Annotated in this window: 14 protein-coding genes and 5 pseudogenes; 4 read left to right on the top strand and 15 right to left on the bottom strand. The window is 42.1% G+C overall.

The features are described from left to right. Nucleotides 1-23 precede the first annotated feature (23 nt). The 11 genes and pseudogenes from ACRWSG_RS21110 to ACRWSG_RS21060 all read right to left on the bottom strand — a co-directional run bounded on the left by ACRWSG_RS21110 (nucleotide 24) and on the right by ACRWSG_RS21060 (nucleotide 13535). Nucleotides 24-2778: pseudogene (locus ACRWSG_RS21110) on the bottom strand (hypothetical protein). Nucleotides 2779-3069: 291 nt separating this feature from the next. Further along, nucleotides 3070-4378: pseudogene (locus tag ACRWSG_RS21105) on the bottom strand (tetratricopeptide repeat protein). Between the two features lie 17 nt (nucleotides 4379-4395). Then, the gene (locus ACRWSG_RS21100) at nucleotides 4396-5001 is read right to left on the bottom strand and encodes an energy transducer TonB (RefSeq protein ID WP_054552071.1); all 606 of its coding nucleotides are present in this window, start codon (nucleotides 4999-5001) and stop codon (nucleotides 4396-4398) included. A gap of 12 nt (nucleotides 5002-5013) precedes the next feature. Beyond that, complete coding sequence (locus ACRWSG_RS21095) at nucleotides 5014-5427, bottom strand: ExbD/TolR family protein (protein WP_036971869.1); 414 nt, start codon at nucleotides 5425-5427, stop codon at nucleotides 5014-5016. Between the two features lie 45 nt (nucleotides 5428-5472). Beyond that, nucleotides 5473-6000: a MotA/TolQ/ExbB proton channel family protein gene (locus ACRWSG_RS21090; protein ID WP_054552070.1), complete on the bottom strand. Its 528-nt coding sequence runs from the start codon at nucleotides 5998-6000 to the stop codon at nucleotides 5473-5475. 3 nt (nucleotides 6001-6003) lie between these two features. Continuing rightward, nucleotides 6004-7371 (bottom strand): MotA/TolQ/ExbB proton channel family protein, encoded by a 1368-nt coding sequence (locus tag ACRWSG_RS21085; protein WP_054552069.1) that lies wholly within the window; start codon nucleotides 7369-7371, stop codon nucleotides 6004-6006. 10 nt (nucleotides 7372-7381) lie between these two features. Continuing rightward, the gene (locus ACRWSG_RS21080; RefSeq protein ID WP_462167458.1) at nucleotides 7382-8134 is read right to left on the bottom strand and encodes a DUF3450 domain-containing protein; all 753 of its coding nucleotides are present in this window, start codon (nucleotides 8132-8134) and stop codon (nucleotides 7382-7384) included. A gap of 176 nt (nucleotides 8135-8310) precedes the next feature. Continuing rightward, nucleotides 8311-8916 carry a DsbA family protein gene (locus ACRWSG_RS21075; protein ID WP_235373358.1) on the bottom strand — a complete coding sequence of 202 codons (606 nt, stop codon included), beginning with the start codon at nucleotides 8914-8916 and terminating at the stop codon, nucleotides 8311-8313. Between the two features lie 29 nt (nucleotides 8917-8945). Next, a pseudogene (locus tag ACRWSG_RS21070) lies at nucleotides 8946-9914 on the bottom strand (diguanylate cyclase). Nucleotides 9915-10017: 103 nt separating this feature from the next. After that, nucleotides 10018-11916, bottom strand: coding sequence for a methyl-accepting chemotaxis protein (locus ACRWSG_RS21065; protein ID WP_462167457.1), 1899 nt, complete (start codon nucleotides 11914-11916; stop codon nucleotides 10018-10020). Between the two features lie 347 nt (nucleotides 11917-12263). Beyond that, nucleotides 12264-13535: a sugar MFS transporter gene (locus tag ACRWSG_RS21060; protein ID WP_462167456.1), complete on the bottom strand. Its 1272-nt coding sequence runs from the start codon at nucleotides 13533-13535 to the stop codon at nucleotides 12264-12266. Between the two features lie 137 nt (nucleotides 13536-13672). Here ACRWSG_RS21060 and ACRWSG_RS21055 point away from each other — a divergent pair. Further along, nucleotides 13673-14889: pseudogene (locus tag ACRWSG_RS21055) on the top strand (AGE family epimerase/isomerase). Further along, nucleotides 14889-15842: a carbohydrate kinase family protein gene (locus ACRWSG_RS21050; RefSeq protein WP_054552062.1), complete on the top strand. Its 954-nt coding sequence runs from the start codon at nucleotides 14889-14891 to the stop codon at nucleotides 15840-15842. Before ACRWSG_RS21055 ends, ACRWSG_RS21050 begins: the two are co-directional and overlap by 1 nt. A 59-nt stretch (nucleotides 15843-15901) precedes the next feature. Here ACRWSG_RS21050 and ACRWSG_RS21045 read toward each other — a convergent pair whose 3' ends face one another. Then, a complete protein-coding gene (locus ACRWSG_RS21045) occupies nucleotides 15902-17587 on the bottom strand; it encodes a M1 family metallopeptidase (protein ID WP_462167455.1) in 1686 nt (561 codons plus the stop codon). A gap of 179 nt (nucleotides 17588-17766) precedes the next feature. Between ACRWSG_RS21045 and ACRWSG_RS21040 the strand changes: the two genes are divergently transcribed. Next, nucleotides 17767-19503 carry a hypothetical protein gene (locus ACRWSG_RS21040; RefSeq protein ID WP_462167454.1) on the top strand — a complete coding sequence of 579 codons (1737 nt, stop codon included), beginning with the start codon at nucleotides 17767-17769 and terminating at the stop codon, nucleotides 19501-19503. A gap of 26 nt (nucleotides 19504-19529) precedes the next feature. On the opposite strand, the gene ACRWSG_RS21035 is transcribed toward ACRWSG_RS21040, so the two are convergent. The 3 genes from ACRWSG_RS21035 to ACRWSG_RS21025 form a co-directional block, all read right to left on the bottom strand. Further along, the gene (locus tag ACRWSG_RS21035; RefSeq protein ID WP_462167453.1) at nucleotides 19530-20054 is read right to left on the bottom strand and encodes an RNA methyltransferase; all 525 of its coding nucleotides are present in this window, start codon (nucleotides 20052-20054) and stop codon (nucleotides 19530-19532) included. After that, nucleotides 20054-20551, bottom strand: a complete 498-nt coding sequence (locus tag ACRWSG_RS21030) for a YcgN family cysteine cluster protein (RefSeq protein WP_054552059.1) — start codon at nucleotides 20549-20551, stop codon at nucleotides 20054-20056. Before ACRWSG_RS21030 ends, ACRWSG_RS21035 begins: the two co-directional genes overlap by 1 nt. A 343-nt stretch (nucleotides 20552-20894) precedes the next feature. Further along, nucleotides 20895-22718, bottom strand: a complete 1824-nt coding sequence (locus tag ACRWSG_RS21025) for a DUF885 domain-containing protein (protein ID WP_462167452.1) — start codon at nucleotides 22716-22718, stop codon at nucleotides 20895-20897. Nucleotides 22719-22865: 147 nt separating this feature from the next. On the opposite strand from ACRWSG_RS21025, the pseudogene ACRWSG_RS21020 reads away from it, so the two are divergent. Beyond that, nucleotides 22866-24133: pseudogene (locus ACRWSG_RS21020) on the top strand (Xaa-Pro dipeptidase). Nucleotides 24134-24159 lie beyond the last annotated feature (26 nt).

The following is a 24159-nucleotide window of genomic DNA, read 5'->3' as shown; positions in this document are numbered from 1 at the left end:
TGTTTAGCACCTCGCTTACTGTGTTATTCCAGACCTACCGTCCAACCTTCAGTCCAGTTGTTATCAGCAGATACTGCACCAATGTGCGTTGTTGTATCGAAGAAACCGTCGATTGCTTTAACGTCTGTCGCTGTTGTTGTATCGATAGTAAAGATACCATTTACAACTTGCGTTTGACCTGTAGCAACTAAGTTACCTAATGTGTTTGTCCACCAGTTCTCAACGCTGAAATCTACACCACTTGGGTCTTTGAAGTTTTCAGAACATGCAATCACTGATGATTTAATCATTAAGGTGCCATCTTGAGCATTGTTCACTGTTTCACTTTCACCAGAAGCTGCACCTTCAATCTCAAGACATTCGCCCATGCCTTCAGGTCCCGTTACGATTGTGTTATAGATTTGTGCACCCGTACCTTCACGGAAGTACATACCTTCTGAGTCATCTTCACCGTCAAAGGTATTACCAATGATTGTTAAGTTAGCAATTGTTGGGTTTGACTTAGGCGTTTTAGACGGTGTAGTACCATCGTTGTCTGCTTCAATACCACGGTTTGCATCTGAGTTATCAGCTGCTTGCTTAACAAGAATATGCTGCATTTTACCTTGGAAACCATTGTCCCAGTCGATGCTGTCATCTTGAATGCTTGTTAGTACTAAGTACTTCGCTTGTACGTTACCACCGAAGAATTCAACACCGTCATCCGCGTTTTGGTGAACTTGCACATACTCAACAGTAGTACCAGAACCAACACCACCGAACGTAATACCGTTTAATTCGTTATCTGGTGCGATTTCGTAACCACCATTCATCACACGAACATAACGCAGCGTACCTGAGTTGTCCGTTGTATCAGTACCACCGAACACGGCACCTGACTCCACACCTTCAACTTGAAGTGCACAATCGCCTTCTGCTGGACACTTGTTCGATGGTGCATTACCAAGAAGAACTAAACCACCCCATTGGCCCGCTGCTGTAGTGCCGCCCATAACATCTTGGCTTGAAGTGAACGAGATTGGCTCATCTTTAGTACCGTTAGCATTAATTTTTGAACCACGGCTAATTACTAAGTAATCATCACCTGTACGGCCATATACTGTTACGCCAGGCTCGATTGTTAAAGTAGCTGAATCTGCATTATCATCACCTACAAATACTGCACCGCTTAATGCGTAGTAGTTACCCGCAGTAAGTGTTAAATCTGCAGTAATGCGACCAGACACTTCACATGTTGTTGTGCTGCCATCAACTGGAGAAATTGACGTTGTACCTGATGGACAACCTGCTACAGCTGGTGGTGCCGTTACTTCACCGCCACCGTAACCAAATGCCCAACCTTCACGCCAGTCATCTGAGTCATTTAATGCACCAACAAAGTCAACTGTATCGAAGAACGCATCAACAGTATTTGCTACATCTTGGCCAGCACCTAGTAATGGAGAACCTGCAATTGGTTGACCGTTTGCACCAAGCATTGGCTTGTCATTGATTACGTTACCAGATTGTGCTGTAAACCATGTTTCAAGCTCAAGTAACGTGTTGCCGCTACCATCAACTGGATTTTTGAAGTTTTCGCCATTAGTACACGACATAAACGTGTTTTGCATTAAGATAGTGCCATCGTTAGCGTTATTTACTGTTTCGCTAGCACCGTCTTCTGCACCTTCAATCTCTAAACACTCACCCATTTCATCAGAGCCAGTGATCACTGAGTTATAAAGGTGTAAACCTGTACCTTCACGAAGGTAGATACCTTCAGCATCATCTTCACCATCAAAGTTGTTACCGATGATTGTTAAGTTAGAGATGATTGGTAATGATTTTGGTTCTTTAGAAGGTGTGCTACCGTCGTTATCTGCTTCAATACCACGGTTTGCATCTGTTGAATCAGGATCTTGTTCAACATAAACGAATTGCATTTTACCTTGGTAACCATTGTCCCAGTCGATGCTATCGTCATCGATGCTTGTTAATACAACGTGCTTAAGGTTTACTGCACCACCGAAGAATTCAACACCATCATCTGAATTATTGTGAACTTGTAAGTATTCAACTGTAGTACCAGAACCAACAGCACCAAACGTAATACCATTTAGTTCGTTGTCTGGTGCAATTTCATAACCAGCGTTTTTAACAACAACATATTTTAATGTACCTGAATTATCTGTGTTATCCGTACCGCCAAATACAGCACCTGATTCAACACCTTCAACTTGAAGAGCACAATCGCCTTCAGCAGGACACTTATTAGAAATACCATTACCAAGAAGCACCATACCGCCCCATTAACGTTGCAGATGTTTCATCACCCACTACATCTTGCTTAGAAGTAAAGATGATAGGGTCGTTTTTAGTACCTGTAGCTTCAATTTTAGAGTCACGACTAACAACTAGGTAATCAGAGCCGCTGTTACCGAATACGACCGCACCTGCTTCAATTGTTAATGTTGCACTGTCTGCTTTATCGTTACCAACAAATACTGCACCATCAAGTGCCCAGAATGCGTCTGTTGATAATGTTGTATCTTCTGTAATTACGCCTGAAAGAACTTGAACTGTTACATCACGACCTAATGCAGCAGATACTTCATTCGAAAGGCTTTGGCTGTATACACCTGGTAACTCTTCAGTTGTTGGTGGTGTAGTTGGGTTAGTAGGTGTAGTTGGTTGCTCAACTGTTTCGTCCACGTTGATGTTGATGTCACCACCGCCACAACCTGCTAAAGAGATTGCTGTAGCTACAAGACTAACCTTGAATAAGCCAGATAATTTCATTGTTCACTCCGTTAAGATAGATATTTAATTATTGTGTTAGCGCATAAACTCAAGTCACCGAAAAAGCACTAAAACTTAATGCTTTTGGGTCACTTGAGTTTTAAACTGCGACTACCTTACGGGAGCTGTATGACAAACTAGTTACACTTTAATAAACATAAAATGACAATATTAATTATTTAAAAAAGAGTAAGTTAGTAAATTTTAGGAACGGAAAAAAGCCGCCCGAAGGCAGCTTTGGTGTTGCGATTATAAATTAGTTCTTTTGTACGCTTACCTGTTGAATACGATTTAGAGTAAAGCGGTACGTAATGTTTCGGCGTGCACTTTTTCACGCTTCACATACTTGATCCATTGCTCAGCTAAACGCTGCGACTTTTTGTGTTTTTCCGCTTGCTCAAACGCTAAAATCGAGGCATCAAAGTTTTGTAAATTGTACTGCGCCATACCTAAGGCAACATACACATTTGATTCAAACTCTAAGCCGCCTTTATCTAGGGCTTTACGTGCTGCATCCGCTGCTTCTTCGTATTTTTCAAGATTAATACTTACCTCTGCAATACGTTGTTCGTACTGACCATGCGTTACTAAATCAGCGGCTTTTGCAAAATAAGCAAGTGACTTTTCACCCTCTTTTGCTTGTACCATTGCTTCTGCAACAAAGGCATAGTTTTTCGCTGATTTTTCAGCGACACCGTCTTGCATAGCTTTACTCATCACGTTCGCCGCTTTAAAAGCCATAATTGTTGTATAAATAAACTTGCGATAATTGACGTAAATCTGATTTAGATTTCATGAAACCTTGTTGATATGCCGCTTCTAAAATCGCTAATTGCTTTTTCTCTGCGCCCGTTTCACCGTACATGCCACCTAACTGAACCCAGTACTCAGGCTTGTTGTAAAGCTTAACTAAACGCTCAAGTACCTCGACCACTTTGTCAGACTGATTAAGTGAGTAATACATAGCACGTTGTAAGATTAACCAGTTTTCTTTTGGCATTTCACCTTTGCTGTCGGCTTCAGCGATAGCTAGGTTAATGTTCTCAATGCCTTTTTGGTAATCTTTAAGCTGATAATACGCTTGAGATTTTAATACGTAATAAGCATCTGTTTTCGGCTTGTCGTTAATCACATCCCACTGCGCTAAATATTTGATTACCTTTTTGTAATCGCTATTAGCCATGGCAAGTTGCGCTAAGCTAAAGGTGGTGCTTACACGTAATGTTTCTGGAATCGCATCTTCGTTTACTACTTTTTCAAACGAGGCAATTGCTTTATCTAAGTCGTTTTCGTTGTAGTAAATAAAACCGTAGAAATTATGCATCATGGCAATTTCATACGAGTTCATGCTTGAAGAGCGCTCTTGAATACTATCGAGTGCTTCTAGCCCTGCTTTTGCATCACCATCATCAGCCAGCTTTTGTGCTCGTGCTAATTGGCTATACACTTTTTCACGCAGTGCAGGTACTCGTTTGGTTTTTTGCTCCTCAGCGTAAGCTGTTGCAAGTGTCACACCTGGTAACATGCTAACAACGCTTGGGACTACAAGGCTGCTTGTGAAAGCAGCCGCGCAAATCACGGCAACTTTTAAAGGTTTCATAATCGCATTCCTCTTTTCTAACCGTTAATTTGGAAAGAAATTTTGTTCTGTACGCCCGCTACTTCAACAGCTTCACCGTTAACAACGCGCGGTTTATATTTAAATTTAAGTGCTGCATCCATCGCAGCGCGGTCAAACAGTGACTCTGGTTCAGCTTTAATCACTTTCGGGTCACGAACTGTGCCTTGCTTGGTTACTGTAAACTCAACAATCACATAGCCTTCGATACCACGCGATAAAGCTCGGCGCGGGTAAACAGGCGCTACTTTTACAATCGGTAGGTATTCACCATCGCTTGATTCAAGGGCTAAGCCGCCAGCTAAGTTAACGTCGGCTTCAACACTGGCACCAAAGTCAAAGTTGGCATTACTCGCGTTAGGATCACTGTTTTGCATTTGCGGTGATTCCATTGGTGGAGGTGGCTCTTTTGGCGTTGGTGGCTTTTGCGGTTTACGTTCTTTCTTTTGCACTGTCTCTTCTTTTTTCAGACGAACAAAATCAAGTACGTTTCCTTTTACGGGCTCAGACATGGCCCCTTCACCACCGGTGATCAGTGCCTGCATGCCTAAAAACAGCATAACAGTCACGATACCAGCGATGATTAATGCAACTATATAACGCATTGCTCACATTCCTTATGATGCTTCTTGCGCAGCAATCGACACATCAAATGCGCCTGCAGCACGCGATGCATCCATTACTTTAATAAGTACATCGGTTGTGGCTTTCTTATCAGCTTGAATAACCACGCTACCTTGTGGGTTTTCAGCTTTTAAGCGCTCGATATTTGCTTGAACTGCACGAACATCTACTTGGCGTTTGTTGATCCAAATTTCACCTTTGTCAGAAATAGCAACTAAGATGTTGGCACGCTCTTTTTTCACTGCTGTTGCTGCTTCAGGGCGGTTTACATCAATACCGGCTTCTTTTACGAATGATGCTGTTACGATAAAGAAGATAAGCATGATGAAAACAACGTCTAGCATTGGCGTCATGTTGATTTCTTCAGCGTCGTCTTCTTGAAATAGGTTACCTAGTGGCGCTCTCATTGTTAGTCTCCTAGTGGGTGATGCTCACATCACCCTAAAATTCGTTTAGTGGTCTAAGACCATGTTGTCTTCAAGTAATTGCACTTCGCGTTTTGCACGACGTTGTAAGAACGTTGATGCGAAAACCCCTGAAAGTGCACCCACCATGCCGGCCATTGTTGGAATAGTGGCTTTAGACACCCCTGATGCCATCGAACGTGCACTGCCTGTGCCTGTGATTGCCATTACATCAAATACTTCGATCATGCCAGTTACGGTACCTAACAGACCTAAAAGTGGACATAACGCAACCATTACGTTGATTAGCGCAAGGTTATTATTTAGTTGCATGCCAGCGCGTGAAATCATCGCTTGGCGAATTTGCTCTGCGTTCCAGCTGTTACGCTCTGCTCTATTGCTCCAAGTGCTTTTTACGTCTTTCTTGTAGCGTTTAAAGCCACCAAAAAAATACATAAAACGCTCAAGTATCAATAACCACATCGCGAAGATGAGGACCCCGATGACCAAGAGAACTTGGCCACCTGTGTCGAGGAAATCACGTAGAGCATTGATTGCATCAATCAATAGCACCATGATTTATGCTCCTTTCTCGCTTCGCTCTGCGATGATACCTGCGCTTTGCTCTTGTAAAATCAACAGCATGTTTTTAGAGCGCGTGTTAAGAAGTGTGTATAAGAATACTGTAGGGATAGCCACAACCAGACCAAGTACCGTTGTTACAAGTGCCTGAGAAATACCACCCGCCATTAGTTTAGGGTCACCTGTACCAAACAAGGTAATTGCTTGGAAGGTGTTAATCATACCGGTTACCGTACCTAGTAGACCAAGTAGTGGTGCTACCACAGAGATAATCTTAATTAGCGTCAGGTTACGAGTAATTTTTGGCATTTCACGAATGATTGCTTCGCTTAATTTAAGCTCAAGCGTGTCGTACGCTACATCTGGGTACTGATCTTTCACTTTCATTACGCGACCAAGAGGGTTGTCATCACGTGCCACTGTGTCTTTAAGCTGACGACGGATTTTGCTACCCATAATCATCAGAGATACAAAGCGCTCAAGTGCAATTAGTAAAGCGATTAAGCCAACACCTAAGATAATGTAACCAACTGTACCACCTTGATGAACTTGCTCCTCAGTATCTGGTGCTTGAACTAAAAGACCTAAAATTGAACCGCCAGTTGGGTCAAGTGCAAACGGTACAACACCTGAGTTTGCTTGTTGTAAATCAGCAGCCGTTGCTGTGTAACGGCTGCTAGGCTGACGCGTAAGCTGGCTGATTGTATTTGTAGCTGGTGTGTACTCTAGGTATTTACCATCAGCGATTAAGTTAAATGCACCAACGCGCACCACTTCTTTTTGTGCTTTGCTGCCACCTTCGACGATAACATCTGTTGTAAAGCGAGATACTTTACCTTGCTCAGTCATTTCGCGCTGTAATTCAAACCATACTTTTTCGATATCATCGATAGAAGCAAGCTTTGACGTTGAACCCATTTTTTGTGCCAGCTCATCCATGAAGTTACTACGACCAGGAAGCTCTGCAGAAACAACTGACGTCATGAATTTATTGCTTGAATCACCCGCTACTTGTTGTAACACACCGAATAGCTCTTTAAGTGAACCCATGCGGTTTGAAAGCGTGTCTGTTAAGTTAGCTAGCTTTACTTCGTTTTCTTCAAACTGAGTTTCTAAGCGCTCCGACTCGTTAAGCATTGCAGTACGTTTTGCTTGTGTATCTTTGAGCATTTGTACTTGTTCGTTTTGACGCGCCATGAACTCTTGTTCACGTTGTTTATTTTCAGCGCTTTGCTGTGCTTTACCTTGCTCTAATGTTTTTAGTAATGAGTCTAAATCCATTGGCTCAGCTGCTAGGCTGCTACCAGCAAAACCAAGGCCAGCTGCAAACACGGCCATTTTTGTCATTTTCGTTAATAATTTCATCTCAAACCTCTTATTCAGCAGCGTGGACTGGCAGTGTTAACATATCTGGGGCAAGTTGCTTACGTGCAATGCGTAAACCTTTGTTGATTTGGCTGATTGCAGAATCTGGTAATTCAACAAACGATTTTGTTTCTTTATCCCAGCTACCTGCTTTTTTGCCGTCGCGTGTTAAATAAATAAGTTCTAAACGACCGATGCGTAAGAAATCCACTTCGCGCTCTTGACCATCTACGTTAAGTAATGCTGTGTACGCTTCGATAGTGCGACCGTAATCTACTTCTACTTGGTAAGCTTCAAGTAAGCGGCGGAATTTTTCACTTGAAGTAATGTCTGCGCGGTCCATCATTTCTTTTAATGATGCAATACGCTTGCTACGTTCTTCAGTTAAGAAAGGCACGTCTAGTGCAGCGAATTGCTCAAGACCTGTGATCATACGCATCATTAACGGCGTAATTTGACGCTCAATAACTGATACCTGATCCATTGACTCGTTTAACGCGTCCATTTCTGCAATTTGGTTGTTTAATTGCTTAGTAAGTTGCGCGTTATAAACAGTTAAGCCGTCAATTTCTTTATTAAGGGCTTTGAATTGTTGTAAACGACCTTGCATTGAATCTGCAATCTTGTCGATTTTAGTTTGTGATTGCGCTGCAGATTTGTTTATCTCGCTGCTTTTATCAATTACTTTATCTAGATCGTTTGCATGTACTGCTGCAGATGCCGCTACAATACCTGCTAAAATCAGTGGTTTAACGCCTTTCATCGCATACACCTTTACTCGTTAAGTTAGCTTAATTTGCTAGTTGGGTTGTTTTATTGTGCGAAAGGATAACGATGAAAAATGACAAGCATGTTGCGCAAAAAATACAAAAATATGACAGCTGTAACAATTAGTTTATATTGCGCAAAGATAAGTCAAAAGTTGCAGGGTTTCGGGAACTAAATATGAGATGTTATTTGCTGATAAGTACTTTGCCAGTCTTGATAATTAACAGGGACAGCAGCATAGAGCCCTTTATTTTCAAGGACTAAAGACGGAAAGCCTTGAATTGGTAAGTTTCTCGCTTGGTTTATTTCGTCCATAAGTAATGAATTTATTTTTTCACTTTCTATTTCTTTAAGGAATGCGTTTTTTTCTAACCCTATTTGCTCAGCAAGGCTTGCAAGGGTGCTGATGTCAGATGGATTCTGTGCATCTAGGTAGTAGGCTTTTTGAATGGCATAAAGCATCTCTTGCTCTTTATTTTGCTGCCTTGCGACAAGCACTGCACGGCATGCTGGGTAAGTAGAACGGCGCGGTTGCGCGGTATGCCAAAACTCATGATTAAATGGTGTGCCAAGTTGCTGCTCAATGCGCTGCCATGTTTGCTGTAAAAACTGCTGCATTTCTTTTCGCATTGGCTCATCTGAATCAGGCGCAAGGCCACCCACTTTATATTCAATAGCAAGTTTGTCGCCAATGGCTGCTTGAAGCTTTAACCAAGTTTCTCTGAAGCCCCAGCACCAACTACACATTGGGTCATAAACATAAATTAGCTTTGCCATTTAATTAACCTCACTTAAACCTGATACAACTAGATTGCGCCCTTTTGCTTTGGCGTTTTATACAAGTTTTCATCAGCATGCTTAATTGCTTTACTAAATTGGCTTCCCCTTTCGAGGCTGGCAATACCAATACTGCAAGTTATAGATATAGATTGCCCAACATCATAGGGGATCTGTTTTTGAGCAACAAAAGCGCGCAACTTTTCAGCTACAGAGTGTGCAATTGTTAGCCCTGTTTAAGGTAGCAAAATAATAAACTCTTCGCCGCCATAGCGTGCTTTTATATCGGTTCCTCGCAGTTTATCGTGCAACATAGAAGTAAATGCAATAAGTACTTGATCACCAAAATCATGGCCATAACTATCGTTGAGTGACTTAAAATTATCTAAATCAATTAATAATACCGACATAGGTAAGTAGTTTGCCGCTTCAGCTTCAAGGCGGGGTTGAATATGTTCATAAATATAACGACGATTAGCAAGACCTGTAAGTGGGTCAGTCAATGCATCGCGTTTTTCTATTAAGGTAATACCAGCAATTTTTTGATGGCTTTTTTGTCTAAAGTATTCACTAATCGCAGCGAACAAAATTACTAAACTAAAGGACGCTAAAAAGCGTGAAGTTTCAACTTGCCCATAGTGTGCTTGACCAAAATTAGGGCTAAACAGCAGTGCAACTGCACTAGCATACATAATCCCAACCAACACACTGCCCACTTTTAACCCTAAGGTGACATAAGCCACAATAGGGTAAAACATTAGCCAATATAAAGCGGTATTCTCTTTACCGCCGGTGTACACTAAGGCCAGACAAAGCAATAAGATAATAGATAAAATAATGCAGCTAACAGGCACCAGAGCACCTGTGCGAAAGTAATACAGCATGCACAGCACGATGGTTACATCACTCACAACCAACATAATAGTTAATGGTAAAGCGTAAATTTGATAGTTAGATAACACCAACGAAGTGATTAAAACAATGGCAAAAAAAGCCATGGTAAATAAGGTGAAGGCACGGCGCTGTTTATCCGCCGTGTCGACACTGTTTAAAGTAATGGCATTAAGCCAGTTTTGATCCAAGATTGCAGTCTCTTAACAACTAAACTTTAAATTTGAGCACTAATTTTTCGAGCTCATAAAACTGGGCTTTTAATTTTGTACACTCGTTTAAGGTGTTATTCAGATTGCTCTGGCCTTGATTAGAAAGCTCGCTAATTGAGTGTATGTCACTGTCTAGGCTTTGAATGACTTGGTTTTGCTCAGTCGTGGCATTTGCAACACTGTGGTTCACCTCATCAATTGACTCAATGGCACGAGTTACTTCAGCCATTTTATCGCCTGCTACATGTGCTTGTTCAACACTCTTTTCGCTATCACGAATACTTGCAGTCATTACTTCAACCGCAGACGCAGAGCCTTGTTGTAACTGAGAAATTGTGTCTTCGATTTCTTGCGTTGATTGCTGTGTACGATGCGCAAGTTGGCGTACTTCGTCGGCGACAACCGCAAAGCCTCGACCCGCTTCACCCGCACGGGCAGCTTCAATTGCAGCATTAAGGGCTAGTAAATTAGTTTGCTCACTAACCCCTTTGATCACTTCAAGCACTTGGTCGATGCTTACGGTGTGTGCATCTAAACTATTAATGGTTTTTTGCGCCTGCTCCATATTACGAGACAAGGCATTAATTGCCGTTAAATTATCAGCTAATGCAGATTGGCTTTGTAATGATTGGCTGTTAGCACTGGTTGCTAAGGTTGACGCATTACTTGCACTATTTGAGATTTCTACCGCACTCGATGTCAGTTCATTGATTGCAGTTGCTACGTTATCTGTACGCTTTGTTTGGTCAGCATACATGTCGAGCGTGCCTTGCGTTTGATTAACTAAACTCTCAACTAAGCGCTCAAGCTCAACGGTGGTATTTTTAACTTGCTCGATTGATGTATGAATCTTCTCGATGAACGCATTAAAGTAATGGCTCAACTCACCAAACTCGTCATTATTTTCAACTTCAAGACGACGGGTTAAATCCCCCTCGCCTTGTGCAATATCCTTAATTGCATCGTTCAAGCGCTGCATTGGGCGCATTAAGTAGCGAAGTAAAAACTGCATCATCAGTACAATCGCGACAATACCTAACAGCATATAAATAGCTGCCATATTTCTAAATGAGGCAACCGATGAATAAGCTATTTCTTCGTTAATAACTACACCTAAATACCAATCAACGTTTTGAATACCTTTAACCTTGGTAAACGATACTAATTTGTCTGAGTCATCAATTTGAACTTCAACGAACTCAGATTGAAGCGATAAGTCTTTGCCAAATAAGTCACGCATGTTTTTATCGATAAACTTCGTTTCTGGGTGGCTTAAAATATGCCCTTCGCTATCAAGTAAAAAGCCATAACCAAACCCTAAAAAGTCAATTTCGTTGACGATTTTGGTAATCGTTTTCATGTCGATGTCGGCACCCGCAACACCACTAAACACACCGTTTGCTTGCATTGGCGCTACAGCAGAAATAGTTAGTTCATTGGTAGTTACATCAATATAAGGGGCTGTAAACGCAGTACTGCTTTTATTTTCAACAAGTTTGTACCATGGACGTTTGGTAGCATCGTAATCAGGTGGTAAAACAACCGATTGATCATTCAATACAAAAGTGCCATCAGTGATACCAATATAGGTATTTTTAAAATCACCTGCTTTGTCGGCTGTGTTTAGTTGTTTAAGTGTTAACTCTTTACTATCAACTAGCTGATAGGTGTCTGCGACAGACGAAACAATCGCTAATTTAGCGTTTAACCAGTTAGCTATATTTTGCGATACTGATTGAGAAATCTCTTGCAGAACAAGCGAAAGCTGCTCCTGCGTTTGGCTGCGCATAGAGACGAAGTTATTGACGGTAAATAATCCGAGCACAATCACTAAAACCAGTGATGCAGCCGCAGTTACCTTGGTGGTAAATTTCAAAGTACTTTTGGAGCTTTGCATGACAAACCTATTTGTTATTTTTTTCGTTGTTAGCACTTTTATATTTAACAAATTTAAAGCCATTTGTCTTATAAAATTAAGCTAAAACTAGGAAATCGTTACTTATAATTAAAGTACGCTTTCTTTATAAATCAATTACTTTATTAGCGGCAGCACATTCAACTTCTAAAGCCACATTAATAAAAAGCAGCAAAACACTTTTTGGAACGTTCCTATAAATTACTGCTTTAATCACCCCTGAATACGTATTCATTAAATCATTCTGTCATCTAATTTTGTTGGCTAAAGCAAAAAATGGCACAAAAAAACCCCGCAACTCTGTGCGGGGTTTTTATTAATAGTTATTTTTAGTTGATGCGTTTTTTCCAGCTATCTGCTAAACGTACAACGTTTAAGCCATACCAAGCGATAAAAGCATAACAAATCACAGGTACAAAGAAGCTTTGTTGAATGTTTACTGTATCAGCTACCACACCTTGTACTAATGGTACTAAGGCGCCACCAACGATTGCTAAACATAACCAACCCGAACCTTTACTTGTGAGTGAACCTAGGCCTTCAATAGCAACAGAGAAAATAGTCGGGAACATGATTGAATTGAATAAACCAATCGCAAGTACTGAATAAAGCGCCACATCACCTTCAGTGAATATAGTCACTAACAGCAATACAATAACCATCATGGCATTAAAGAATAACGCTTTTGAAGGCGCAATCTTTTGCAATGCTGCAGAGCCAATGAAACGACCCACCATTGCACCGCCCCAATAATAAGCAATTAGGCTTGCCGCCGCATGCTCTTCAAAGCCTGCAATGTGCGCTTCGCCAAAGTAGTTTACTAAGAAGCTACCAATTGAAACCTCAGCACCGACGTAACAGAAGATACCTACAACACCCATCATTAAATGAGGTGCTTCAGCTAGGCTGTGGCCTTTCGCTTTGCAGTCTTGCTCTTCTGTGTGCTCTGCAATCACGGGTAATTTAAAGAAGGCAAATACTACAGCAATGGTCAGTAGTGCAGCTGCAAGCATGAGGTAAGGCACTTTGACAGATTCAGCGGTGGCCGCGTTTGCAGCTAGTGTGCCTGCTGTACCAAAGAATAAAATACCACCCACATATGGACCAACTGTGGTACCGAGTGAGTTAAGTGCTTGAGCTAAATTTAAACGTGACGACGCCGTTTTTTCAGGACCTAACGCCACAACGTACGGGTTAGCAGATACCTGTAATACGGTAATACCTGCCGCTAATACAAATAACGCACCTAAAAATAACCAGTACTCATGTACTACAACCGCTGGGTAAAATAACATACAGCCAATTGATGCTACGACTAAGCCAGTTAGTACACCATTTTTGTAGCCCATTTTTTTAACCAACATACCCGCTGGTAGCGACACAATAAAGTAAGCACCAAAGAAACAAAACTGAACCAGCATTGCTTCTGTGTAGGTTAAATCGAATACCCCTTTTAAGCGCGGGATCAACACGTCATTTAAAACTGTAATAAAACCCCATAAAAAGAACAGGGTTGTCATTGCTGTCAGTGGTAGCAGGTAGTTTTTATTTTGCTGCGAACCATCGGCGACAAACGATTGGTTTGTATTTATTTCACTCACGTGGTTTTCACTCCGTTAACAAGTTACCTTTGATTCTACACATTGAAGTAAAAATAGCACAAAGATTTACTAGGAACGTTCCAATATTTTTATTTCCTGCTATAGTTGCAAGATGTACACAGATTTATTAATAACGCATGGCCACAGTTAACTTTAAAAGCCCTGATTTTCTTAAGCAGCATATTCAAGATACCCTTGCTTTTTATCACCCCCATTGTGTTGATCATTCAGCCCATGGCTTAGCTGGCTTTTATCAGTTTTTTAAAAATAATGGCGCGATCTACGATAAACACACTCGCCATTTAGTCTCGAGCACCCGCTTTGTTTTTAACTATGCAATGGCGTACATAGAGTTTAAAGAGCCAGAATATTTAAGCCTCACTAAACATGGTTTAGCTCACCTTGAACATGCGCATAAACAAGCATCTGGTGGTTATGCTTGGCTTATTGAGCAAGATGATAACGGCAAAGTAACCGTGTTAGACGACACCAATCATTGCTACGGGCTTGCCTTTGTTATGCTTGCAAACGCAGTAGCCTTAAAAGCAGGGGTAAACAACTGCAAAAATACCCTTTCGCAAGTTTGGGATTTATTAGAGCAGCACTACTTTGAACCCCAGCATAATGCCTATTTAGATGAGCAAAATGCCGATTTTAGCTGTGCAGATGACTATCGCGGCCAAAATGCCAATATGCATTTATGCGAAGCCTTACTGATGTGTTTTGAAGCAACCAACGAGACCCGTTATTTAAAACGTGCTAAACAACTTGCCGAAACTTTCACAGTAAAACTGGCTGCACAGAGCCAACAGTTTGTCTGGGAACACTATTCTAAAAATTGGCAACTCGATTTAGATTACAACAAAGATGACCCGCAGCATTTATTTAGACCTTGGGGATTTCAACCAGGTCATCAAACTGAGTGGGCAAAACTGTTACTTATTTTAAACCGCCATATTGATGAACCTTGGCTGGTAACGCGCGCTAAAAGCCTGTTTGATGAAACCCTTAGGATTGCATGGGATCAGCAACATGGGGGCATTTTCTATGGCTTTGCACCAGATAAACAAATTTGTGATAGCGATAAATACTTTTGGGTGCAGACGAATCATTAGCCGCAGCAGCCCTACTCGCTGATGCCACAAATGACGAAAGCTATTGGCAATGGTACGAAAAAATTTGGCAATACAGTTGGCAACATATGGTAGATCACCAATATGGTGCGTGGTATCGCATTTTATCAGCACAAAACCAACCCTACAGTGACGAAAAATCGCCAGCAGGCAAAACCGACTACCATACTATGGGTGCCTGCTACGAAGTATTAAGAACCTTAACCTTGAGGAATGCATAATGAGTTTAGTGTGTTTTGGCGAAGCATTAATCGACTTTTTATCAGATGGTAAACAACCAGAGTCATTTACCAAATACGCAGGTGGCGCACCTGCCAATGTGGCTGTTGCAGCAGCAAAACTAGGCCTAAACACCAGCTTTTGCGGTATGCTAGGCGATGATATGTTCGGTCACTTTATTAAACAAGAGCTTGAGCAGCATGCGGTAAACACTGATTACTGTACATTCACCGATGCGGCTAAAACAGCATTGGCGTTTGTATCACTCGATGAAAATGGCGAACGCTCGTTTAGTTTTTATCGCCCACCAGCTGCCGATTTACTGTATCGAGTGGACGACTTTGAGCATGCAATGTTTGCAAATCACGCCATCATGCACGTATGCAGCAACAGTTTAACTGAGCACAATATCTATCAAACAACAATTTATGGTTTAACGCAGGCGAAAAAAGCAGGTGCAATTTGTAGCTTTGATATGAATCTGCGCGAAAACCTGTGGCCAAGTATGCGCCATACGCTTGATAGAATGTGGCATGTTATTTCTCTGGCAGATATCGTTAAACTCTCATTTGAAGAGCTTGAGTTTTTAAATCAAAGAAGCCATCAAGAAATGCCACTTGAGCATACTATTGATGCCATTTTAAAGGCCGGTGTAACCTGTTTGCTAGTTACCAATGGCGGCGAAGCAATCAGCTTTTATCACGCAGACTTTAAAGGTCAAGTTAGCCCACCAGCTACAAAAGTAGTTGATACCACAGCCGCAGGCGATGCGTTTATTGGCGGCATGCTGTCAAAGATTGGCCAGCACTGTGAAAACAAACAAAGTTTTAAAGCGTTTTGTCAAACCCCAGCTAACATCGAACAAACCATTGCTTATGCAGCTAAAGCTGGCGCTTTTGCTGTAAGCCGTTATGGTGCATTTGCGTCTTTACCAAGCGCAGCCGATTTAGCCTAGAACTTTGTTTAGGTTGAGTAATAAGCCCAGTATAAAGTAGTTTATGCTGGGCTTCTTCGCTATTGGTCAGTTTTACATTTATCGATAATTGGTAAATACCTAAACACCTTCATGTTTGGATCGATCACCACATGATCCCCCGCTTTTAAAGCAATGCTAATCTCGCCATTTTCAACATAATAAGTTTGCAACGAACCGTTTATTTGCACCGGAACTGGCATAGGGAATGGCTTATCTTGCAAAGAGTTTTTGTTCCATTTCAGCGTTAAGCTGTTAGCTGATTGAATAACATCAAGTTCAGGTAATTGAGCCTGTTTTAAATACACATCAAACAGCCAGCTATAATCTTTCGCCGTTAAGCGGTTAACAATAGCAATAAACTCATCGGTATTTCGATATCGCGGTGAAATTGGGTAAGCTAATTGCTTGGTGTCGTTCACCCCATAAAGCAGCTCACGGGTGGCTTGCCAAAATAACTCATCACCAATTAACCAGCGTAAGGTATGTAAAGTCCAACTGCCTTTGCCATAAATATCAGGGTTGAATGCTTGATCTGAGGTTATGTCGCCATCAAGTACAATGGCCTGACAGTTTTTAAGCCCTAAATACGACTTATACATGCTGTGGTTATAGGCCGCTTCACCGAATTTATACAAGCTATAACTTGGCTGCATGTAACTGCCAAAGCCTTCGTGTAGCCATGCATCGTTGAGTTTTTCATGGGTCATTAAATTACCAAACCACTCATGAGCTAACTCATGCTGTAATAACCAATCATAACCGCCAGCATCACGCTTATATTTTTTACCATAAGCATTGATCGTTTGATGTTCCATACCTAAATGCGGTGTTTCAACAAAGCCCAGTTTGTCATTCCCCCATGGGTAAGGCCCTAAAAAGCGCTCAAAAAACGCGACTTGAGAACGCAAATCCTGCTCTATTAGCATCGACGCTTGCTGTGTGTGTTTAGCAAGTGCCCAAAATTCAATCGGAACCTCAGTGCCATTAATACTAGTATAACTACGCTCAATACGTTGATACGGGCCTATGTTCAGGGCAATGTTATAGTCGCTTGCAGGCACAGATAGCAGCCAATCAAATTGTTGTTTGTTTGCTCCGACTGGTTTTACGCTTTGCAATACCCCGTTGGTTACTGCACTTAAGCCATTTGGTACCGTGAGCCTTATGCGCATGCTATCGGCTTTGTCAGCAAAATGATCTTTACAAGGCCAGAATAAATCACAACCTTCGCCCTGCACTGCGGTAGCTATCCACGGCTCGCCGCTTTCTGTTTCAGCAAATACAAACCCGCCATCCCAAGGCGCGTTTTTAGCAATATGGGGGTTGCCCTCATAGGCCACAGCAACACTTACTGTGCTACCCGCAGGGTATTGCTTAACTAAATCAATGTTTAGCACACCTGCATTGCGGGTATAGTTAAGTGTTTTATCGTCTGAGGTAATTGCAGTGATTAAAAACCGGCTATCAAGTTTTAGTTCAACAAATTGGCTTGCAGATAGCATTTTAAACTGCGTTTTCGACACCCCTTTAATGCGTTTATCATCAGGAAACACTTCAAGTGATAAGTCGTAAAATTGCACATCGCTTTTCAGTGCAACTGCCGATAATGGCTGACCGGTATCACCAACTCTTGGCTCAAGTGGCAAAGGTTTAACACTACAGCTCGCTAGAATGGCGGTCATAGCAACGGCTGACACGCTTTTAAATAATTGAGTTACCTGCAAAACATCTACTCCATGTTGTTATTTGTATTATTAAAATATGACATAGGTTAAAAGTTAAAACTGTGCTTTGCGGTGAATAACTTGTTACAAAAATTCAATCCGTTTAATACAGCAACATTGGTCAGAAAACGGCTTTCATGGTATGTTTTCTCCTAATTTTAGAAAAAGGAATTCATGCTATGAATAATAAGCTTCTTGCTGGGGGCGCAATTGCGATTGTTGCAGGTGCGTTGTTGTACTCACAAAATAAAGCCAGTGTTGATGTAGATTTACCTGAGCTTGCCTACGTACCTGCCGATACGGCAGTTTTTTATGGTCAACTTAAACCGTTTCCGTACAGCAAATACTTTGCGCTTATGCCAGATGCAATGAAAGGCACGAGCGATTTAACGCCCATTATTGCTGAGCTTAAAACAGTTGATGATAAGAATGCCCTATTCCTTGCATCACTGATGGAAAAATACCAGCAATCATTGAGCTCTTACGATGCCTTCAAATCGATATGGGGCTTTGGTGATGACTACAAAGGCATGATGTATGCGCAAGGTTTAATGCCGATTGTGCGTTTTCAGGTCGCTGATCAAAGCAGCATTATCAATAGCATTAAACAATCTGCTGATGAAGCCGGTATTGCTTATACTACGGAAAGCCTTGAAGGCGTAAGTTACACGCGCTTTGCGATTGAGCTTGAAGGCTTAGATAACTTCAACCTAATTGCATCAACTCACAATAATTGGGCTACCTTAACGCTGACCACTGCGCTTTCTAATGACCAAGACTTACGTATAGCCCTTGGCGTAGAAAAACCGGCTCAATCACTGGCTGAAACTAAAAAACTACCTGAGCTTATTAAAACTTTCTCACTTGATGGCAATTCGGTTGGCTTTGTTGATCATCAACGTATAGCCAATGCTGTGACAGGCAAAGAAGACTCTCGCTTACACCAGATGCTCAAAGAACTACTTGATAGAGCCCAGCAAGCAAATGCGTTAGCAATGATTTCAACACCTGAGTGTCAAGATGATATAGCAGCCATAGCCGCTAAATGGCCTGCAACAGTATCAGGCACAACAAGAACACGTATTACCGCCGACTACGCCGATTTTGACGTAAAAGCAGTATTGCAAAGCACAGATCAAGACTTACTAAATACCCTACAAGCTGTGCGTGGTTTTGTACCAAAACATACCACCGGGCTTGACGGGCAAATGATGAGTGTTGCCTATGGTATTGATGTTGCAAAAGTACTGCCACTGGCCAATACACTAACCGGTGCAATTAAGTCAGCTGAGTTTAACTGTGGCCCAATTGTCGCACTACAAAATGAAATGCAAGAAGTGAGCACTGCTGGCCTTGCTATGATGTCGGGCTTTGCTAATGGCGTACAAGGTATGAGTGTCAGCGTTCAAGACGCTGCACTTACTATCGATGACTACAACGGCCCACAAATAGACAAGCTTGATGCCATCGTTACCCTATCGGCGACTGATGCCCATGGCTTGTATTCAATTGCGCAAGGTTTTGTACCGCCCCTTGCTAACATAAAACTACCAGCCAATGGTGATGCAGTACTGATCAATGAATACATTCCATCGCCTGTGCCACTTAACTTTGATATAAAAATGGCACTTAAAGGCAATCATATTGTGATTTTCACGGGTGATAAGTCAGCACAAATCGCCGAAACCTTAGAGTCGCAAAGTGTCACTAAAAATGGCTTTGTGAACATGGCATTCGACGTACAAAAAATCTTATTACCTTTACTTGATACAATTGCATCAACGGGTCAATTAAGTGATGAAGAAATGGCTGAGCTTGACTCCCTTCGCGACCAACCTGTCGGTGTTTATTTTGCCACAGACATTACCGATAACGGCATCGGCCTTGAGAGTAACGTACAAATTACTAAAAAGTAATTTTGAGTTTGAATCTAAAAAGAGCGCTATTTAGCGCTCTTTTTTTGTTGCCATTTAAGTGAGTTGTTGGTGTCTCGACTATTACAGATGGTGTCGTTAGAACTCTCAATACCACCGAGTTTGGCAAGTCGGTCGTACAGCACAACATTGCAGGTTGCAGCTAGGTTCATACAACCTATGGTTGGTACATAAACCACTTCATCACACCATTTCAGCACGTCTTTACTCACCGAGCCATCTTCAGGGCCAAACACATAAAATGCGTTTTCAGGGTGCTTAAATTCAGGCAGCGGCGTTGCACCTTCAACAAGCTCAATCACCACCGTTGTGGCACCTTCAGGCTTTGCTTGCTCTAGGGTTTCAACTTGCGTGAGCGGAATATGCTCAAGCACATTTTTAGTATCGGTATGGTACTTATTAGCGCGTAAATAGCGGCTACCAGTAAAAAACACCTGCTTGGCGTTGTAACAACCCGCAGCACGTAGTACGCCACCCACATTGGTTGGGCTTTTTGGGTTTAACAGGCCAATGCTTGCTTTAAGGGCGCTCATTAATCAATGTCTCTGGTTGGCCATTCGGCCACGTAAAGGTCAAAGTCATCAAGGTCTACGTCGCAGTCTTTCACTGTTTTGTCACGCACAGAAATACCCAGCTCATGCATCATGTCTTTGCTGCCACCGTTCAGTAACGGGTGCCAAGACGCAAGGCCACGGCCTTCGTAAAGGCGACGGTAGCTACAGCTTTGCGGCATAAAAAAGATATCTTTTAGGTTTTCTTTAGTGAGCTTTACACATGAAGGCACCAAAGTTTGGCGGTTCGCATATTCGCTACACCCACAGGTGTCGTTGTCTAGGTATTGGCAAACGATATTAGTGAAAATGAGTTCTTCACCCTCGCGAAGTTGATCCGTTGCGGTAAATTCATCTTCGTCTTCACTGTCGATAAATGTGTTTAAACAACATTTACCACAGCCGTCACAAATAGCTTCCCATTCGGGTTGTGACATTTGCTCAAGCGAGCGCTTAAGCCAAAACTGATCTTCTAACATGGTATTACTCAAAGCCCCTAAACAGCGCGCATTCTAGCGTAAAGCCAGCATGCGCGCAAAGTTTAGCGTGTTTGAGCGATACCCAAGCCATCTCAAGATGCAGAATTCAGCGTTTCACAGGTGGCTTAATATCAAGGCGTTACTTTGCAAGAATGGCATTCCCTTTTAAGAAGTAACAACGATGAGAGTAAGTGCCTGTGAAGCGCCCAAAGGGTTGGTTTAAAAGCGATTTATACTGCGTTATTGATTTTAACAATAGAACCACTATTACTTGCAATCAATGCATTGCCTAAATCGCTTTTAATTCCGACTGAAACTCGCACCTTGAGGTTGTTTGGGTATACTATTTTTGCTCGTTAACCCAACGCTTAATTTTCTCTTCAAGAATTGGCATAGGTAATGCGCCATCAATCAGAACTTGCGTATGGAAAGCTTTAATATCGAACTTATCGCCTAACTCTTTGCTCGCGTAGTCACGTAGTTCTTGAATTTTGAACTGACCTAACTTGTACGACAACGCTTGGCCCGGCCATGCAATGTAACGCTCAACTTCGGCGATAATGTCACTTTCGGCCATTGATGAGTTCGCCAACATATAATCAATACCTTGTTGACGTGTCCAACCTTTTGCGTGGAAACCAGTATCAAGTACTAAGCGCATTGCACGTAATTGTTCATCTGATAAACGGCCGTACCACATGTAAGGGTCGGTGAATAAGCCAAGCTCTTTACCTAAGCTTTCTGCATACAATGCCCAACCTTCTGCAAATACCGTGTAGCCACCAAATTTACGAAACAGTGGTAATCCTTCAATTTCTTGTTGCAAGGCAATTTGAAAGTGGTGACCCGGCGCTGCTTCGTGAATAGACAAGGTTTCAAGTAAAAACTTAGGCTGTGCTTTTAGGTTAAAGGTATTGATATAGAAAATACCTGGGCGCGAACCATCTGGCGCAGGCGACTGGTAAGATGCACCCGCAGCAGATTCAGCGCGGAAATCTTCAACTGCTTTTACAACGTATGGCGCTTTTGGCGCAATATCGAACATTTGCGGCAGCTTAGCATCAATCTTTTCTTTTACTGCTTCGTACGCGGCAATTAATTCTTCTGGCGTATCGTAGTAAAACTCATCTGAGGTTCTTAGGTGTTCAAAAAACGCTTTTAAATCGCCTTCGAAACCGACAGTCTCTTTGACTTTTTTCATCTCAGATAAAATACGCGACACTTCGCTTAAGCCAATGTCATGAATTTCATCGGCGTTTAGGCTCAGCGTTGTATGCTGTTTAATTTGATACTCATACCATGCTTTACCATTTGGTAGGTCGCTGTAACCAATGCTTTCACGGGCATTTGGAATGTATTCATTCGCTAAAAAGTCAGCCATTTTTTGATACGCAGGAACTAAACGCTCGCTGATCATCGCCGTGTACGCGCTTGTTAGCTGTGCTTTTTGCTCGTCGCTGAAAGATTCAGGTAACTGAGCAATTGGCCCCCAGAATAATGACTCTTCTGGTTTTTCTACAATATGAGTTTGAAATTGCGGTAATAGTTTTTCAGCAAGCGGTTTAGGAAGAACCACTTTGTCTTTCATGCCTTGGCGCATTGATTGCTCAACACTGTCTAACCACGCGATAAAACCGTCAGCACGTTTTTCAAATGCTTGATAATCTTCAACCGTGTTAAAAGGCTGTGCACTTTGCCCAGAGCCTAACGCAGCAAAGGTATTGTGCGCCCCGCCCATTTGGTTAATTGGCATTAAGTAACTTGGAAACTGAGCGCCTTCAATCGCAAGGTCTAAATCGCGGGCTAGAATTTCGTAGCTCAATAATGACTGACCCTTTAATTGCGCTTTGTCGATATTTGCTAATTTATTTTGGTATTCTTTAACAAAATTAAGCCGCTCGTCGCGGTTGGCTTTACTAATCGGTGCAATAAATTGATCGTTAAATTCGCTACGGCCAATGTAAGTGCCGCTAACAGGGCTAAACTTTAAGCCTGCTTCAAAGTAATCTGCTAGTAATGTATCAAGTTGCTCTGTGGCTGACGTTGCGCTTGGTGCTTGTTTGCTTACTGCCTGCGTTGTTTTTTCGTTGCTTGGCGTTGATTCATTACAACCAAGTAATGCAAACATCACTGCCGAACTAAGTAGTGCTAGTTTTACGTTTTTCATTCTTTCCCTGCCCTTATATTAAGTACGCGTAAATTATGAGGGTTTAGTTCCCTATTTAGCAAGTATCGCTGCAACTTATCGCAGTTTATTTACACTTTGTAAGCTGATTGCTAGAGTGGCGGCTCGACTTACCAATTTTGAATAAAAATGAAAAATACAGCTCTTGCTATTAGCCTAGGCCTAGCTTGCCTAACCTCTTTAAATACCTACGCAACTACCTACTTATCGGCAAAAGCCATGGTAGATGTAAATTCAGGTAAATTGATTAAATCACCACTTATCAGTATAGATAATGGTCAAATTACAGCTGTACAAAGCAATAAACAGCCAAACTTAAAAGACGGCGATAAGCACATTCAATTACCAGAACTGACTTTGCTGCCGGGTTTAATGGATATGCATGTGCATTTAACGAGCGATCCTACCGTGCCGCGCAGTGAGCGAATTGGTCAATCGATTCCGCGTAAAGCAATTAAAGCGGCACACTTTGCCGAAAAAACACTGTATGCAGGTTTTACAACGCTGCGTAACTTAGGCGCAGAAGGCTACAGCGTGATTGCAGTACGCGATGGCATTAATGCAGGCGATATTATTGGCCCGCGTATTTGGGCGGCTGTCCGTCTTTAGGTGTTACTGGCGGTCACTGTGATAACAACCGTTTACCACCAGAAATGAAATACACCGCCGAAGGTGTTGCTGATGGCCCATGGGCAGTGCGCGCTAAAGTACGGGAAAACATTAAGTACGGTGCTAATGCTATTAAGTTTTGCGCTACAGGCGGGGTATTTTCAAAAGGCACAAAAGTCGGTATTCAACAATATAGCCAAGATGAAATGAGCGCCATTGTTGACGAAGCTCATTTACGTGGCCTAACCGTTGCAGCCCATGCGCACGGTACCAGTGGTATTAAAGCGGCCATTGTTGCCGGTGTAGACAGTGTTGAGCACGTTAGCTTTGTTGATGACGAAGCCATTAAACTTGCGAAAAAACACGGCACTTGGTTCTCAATGGATATTTACAACACTGAGTACACCCTTGCCTTTGGCGAACAAAACGGGGTTGCAGAAGAAAACCTCAATAAAGAACGCCAAGTATCTAAAAAGCAACGCGATAGCTTTAGCCGTGCAGTAAAAGCAGGTGTAAACATGGTATTTGGTACCGATGCAGCGATTTACCCTCATGGCGATAACGCAAAGCAGTTTTCGCGTATGGTTGAATTTGGTATGACACCGCTGCAAGCATTGCAGTCTGCCACCATCAATAGTGCCAAACTACTTAAAGCTGATAATCAACTTGGGCAAATCAAAAGCGGTTTCTTAGCCGATATTATTGCCGTTAAAGGCAACCCGCTTGAAAACATTGCAGTACTTGAAGATGTACAATTTGTAATGAAAGACGGTAAAGTTTTAAAATAAGCGACAATGTTGGCTTTGCACTTGCA

Source organism: Pseudoalteromonas sp. GB43 (assembly GCF_054923805.1).
This window is presented reverse-complemented; position numbering and strand designations above follow the sequence as displayed.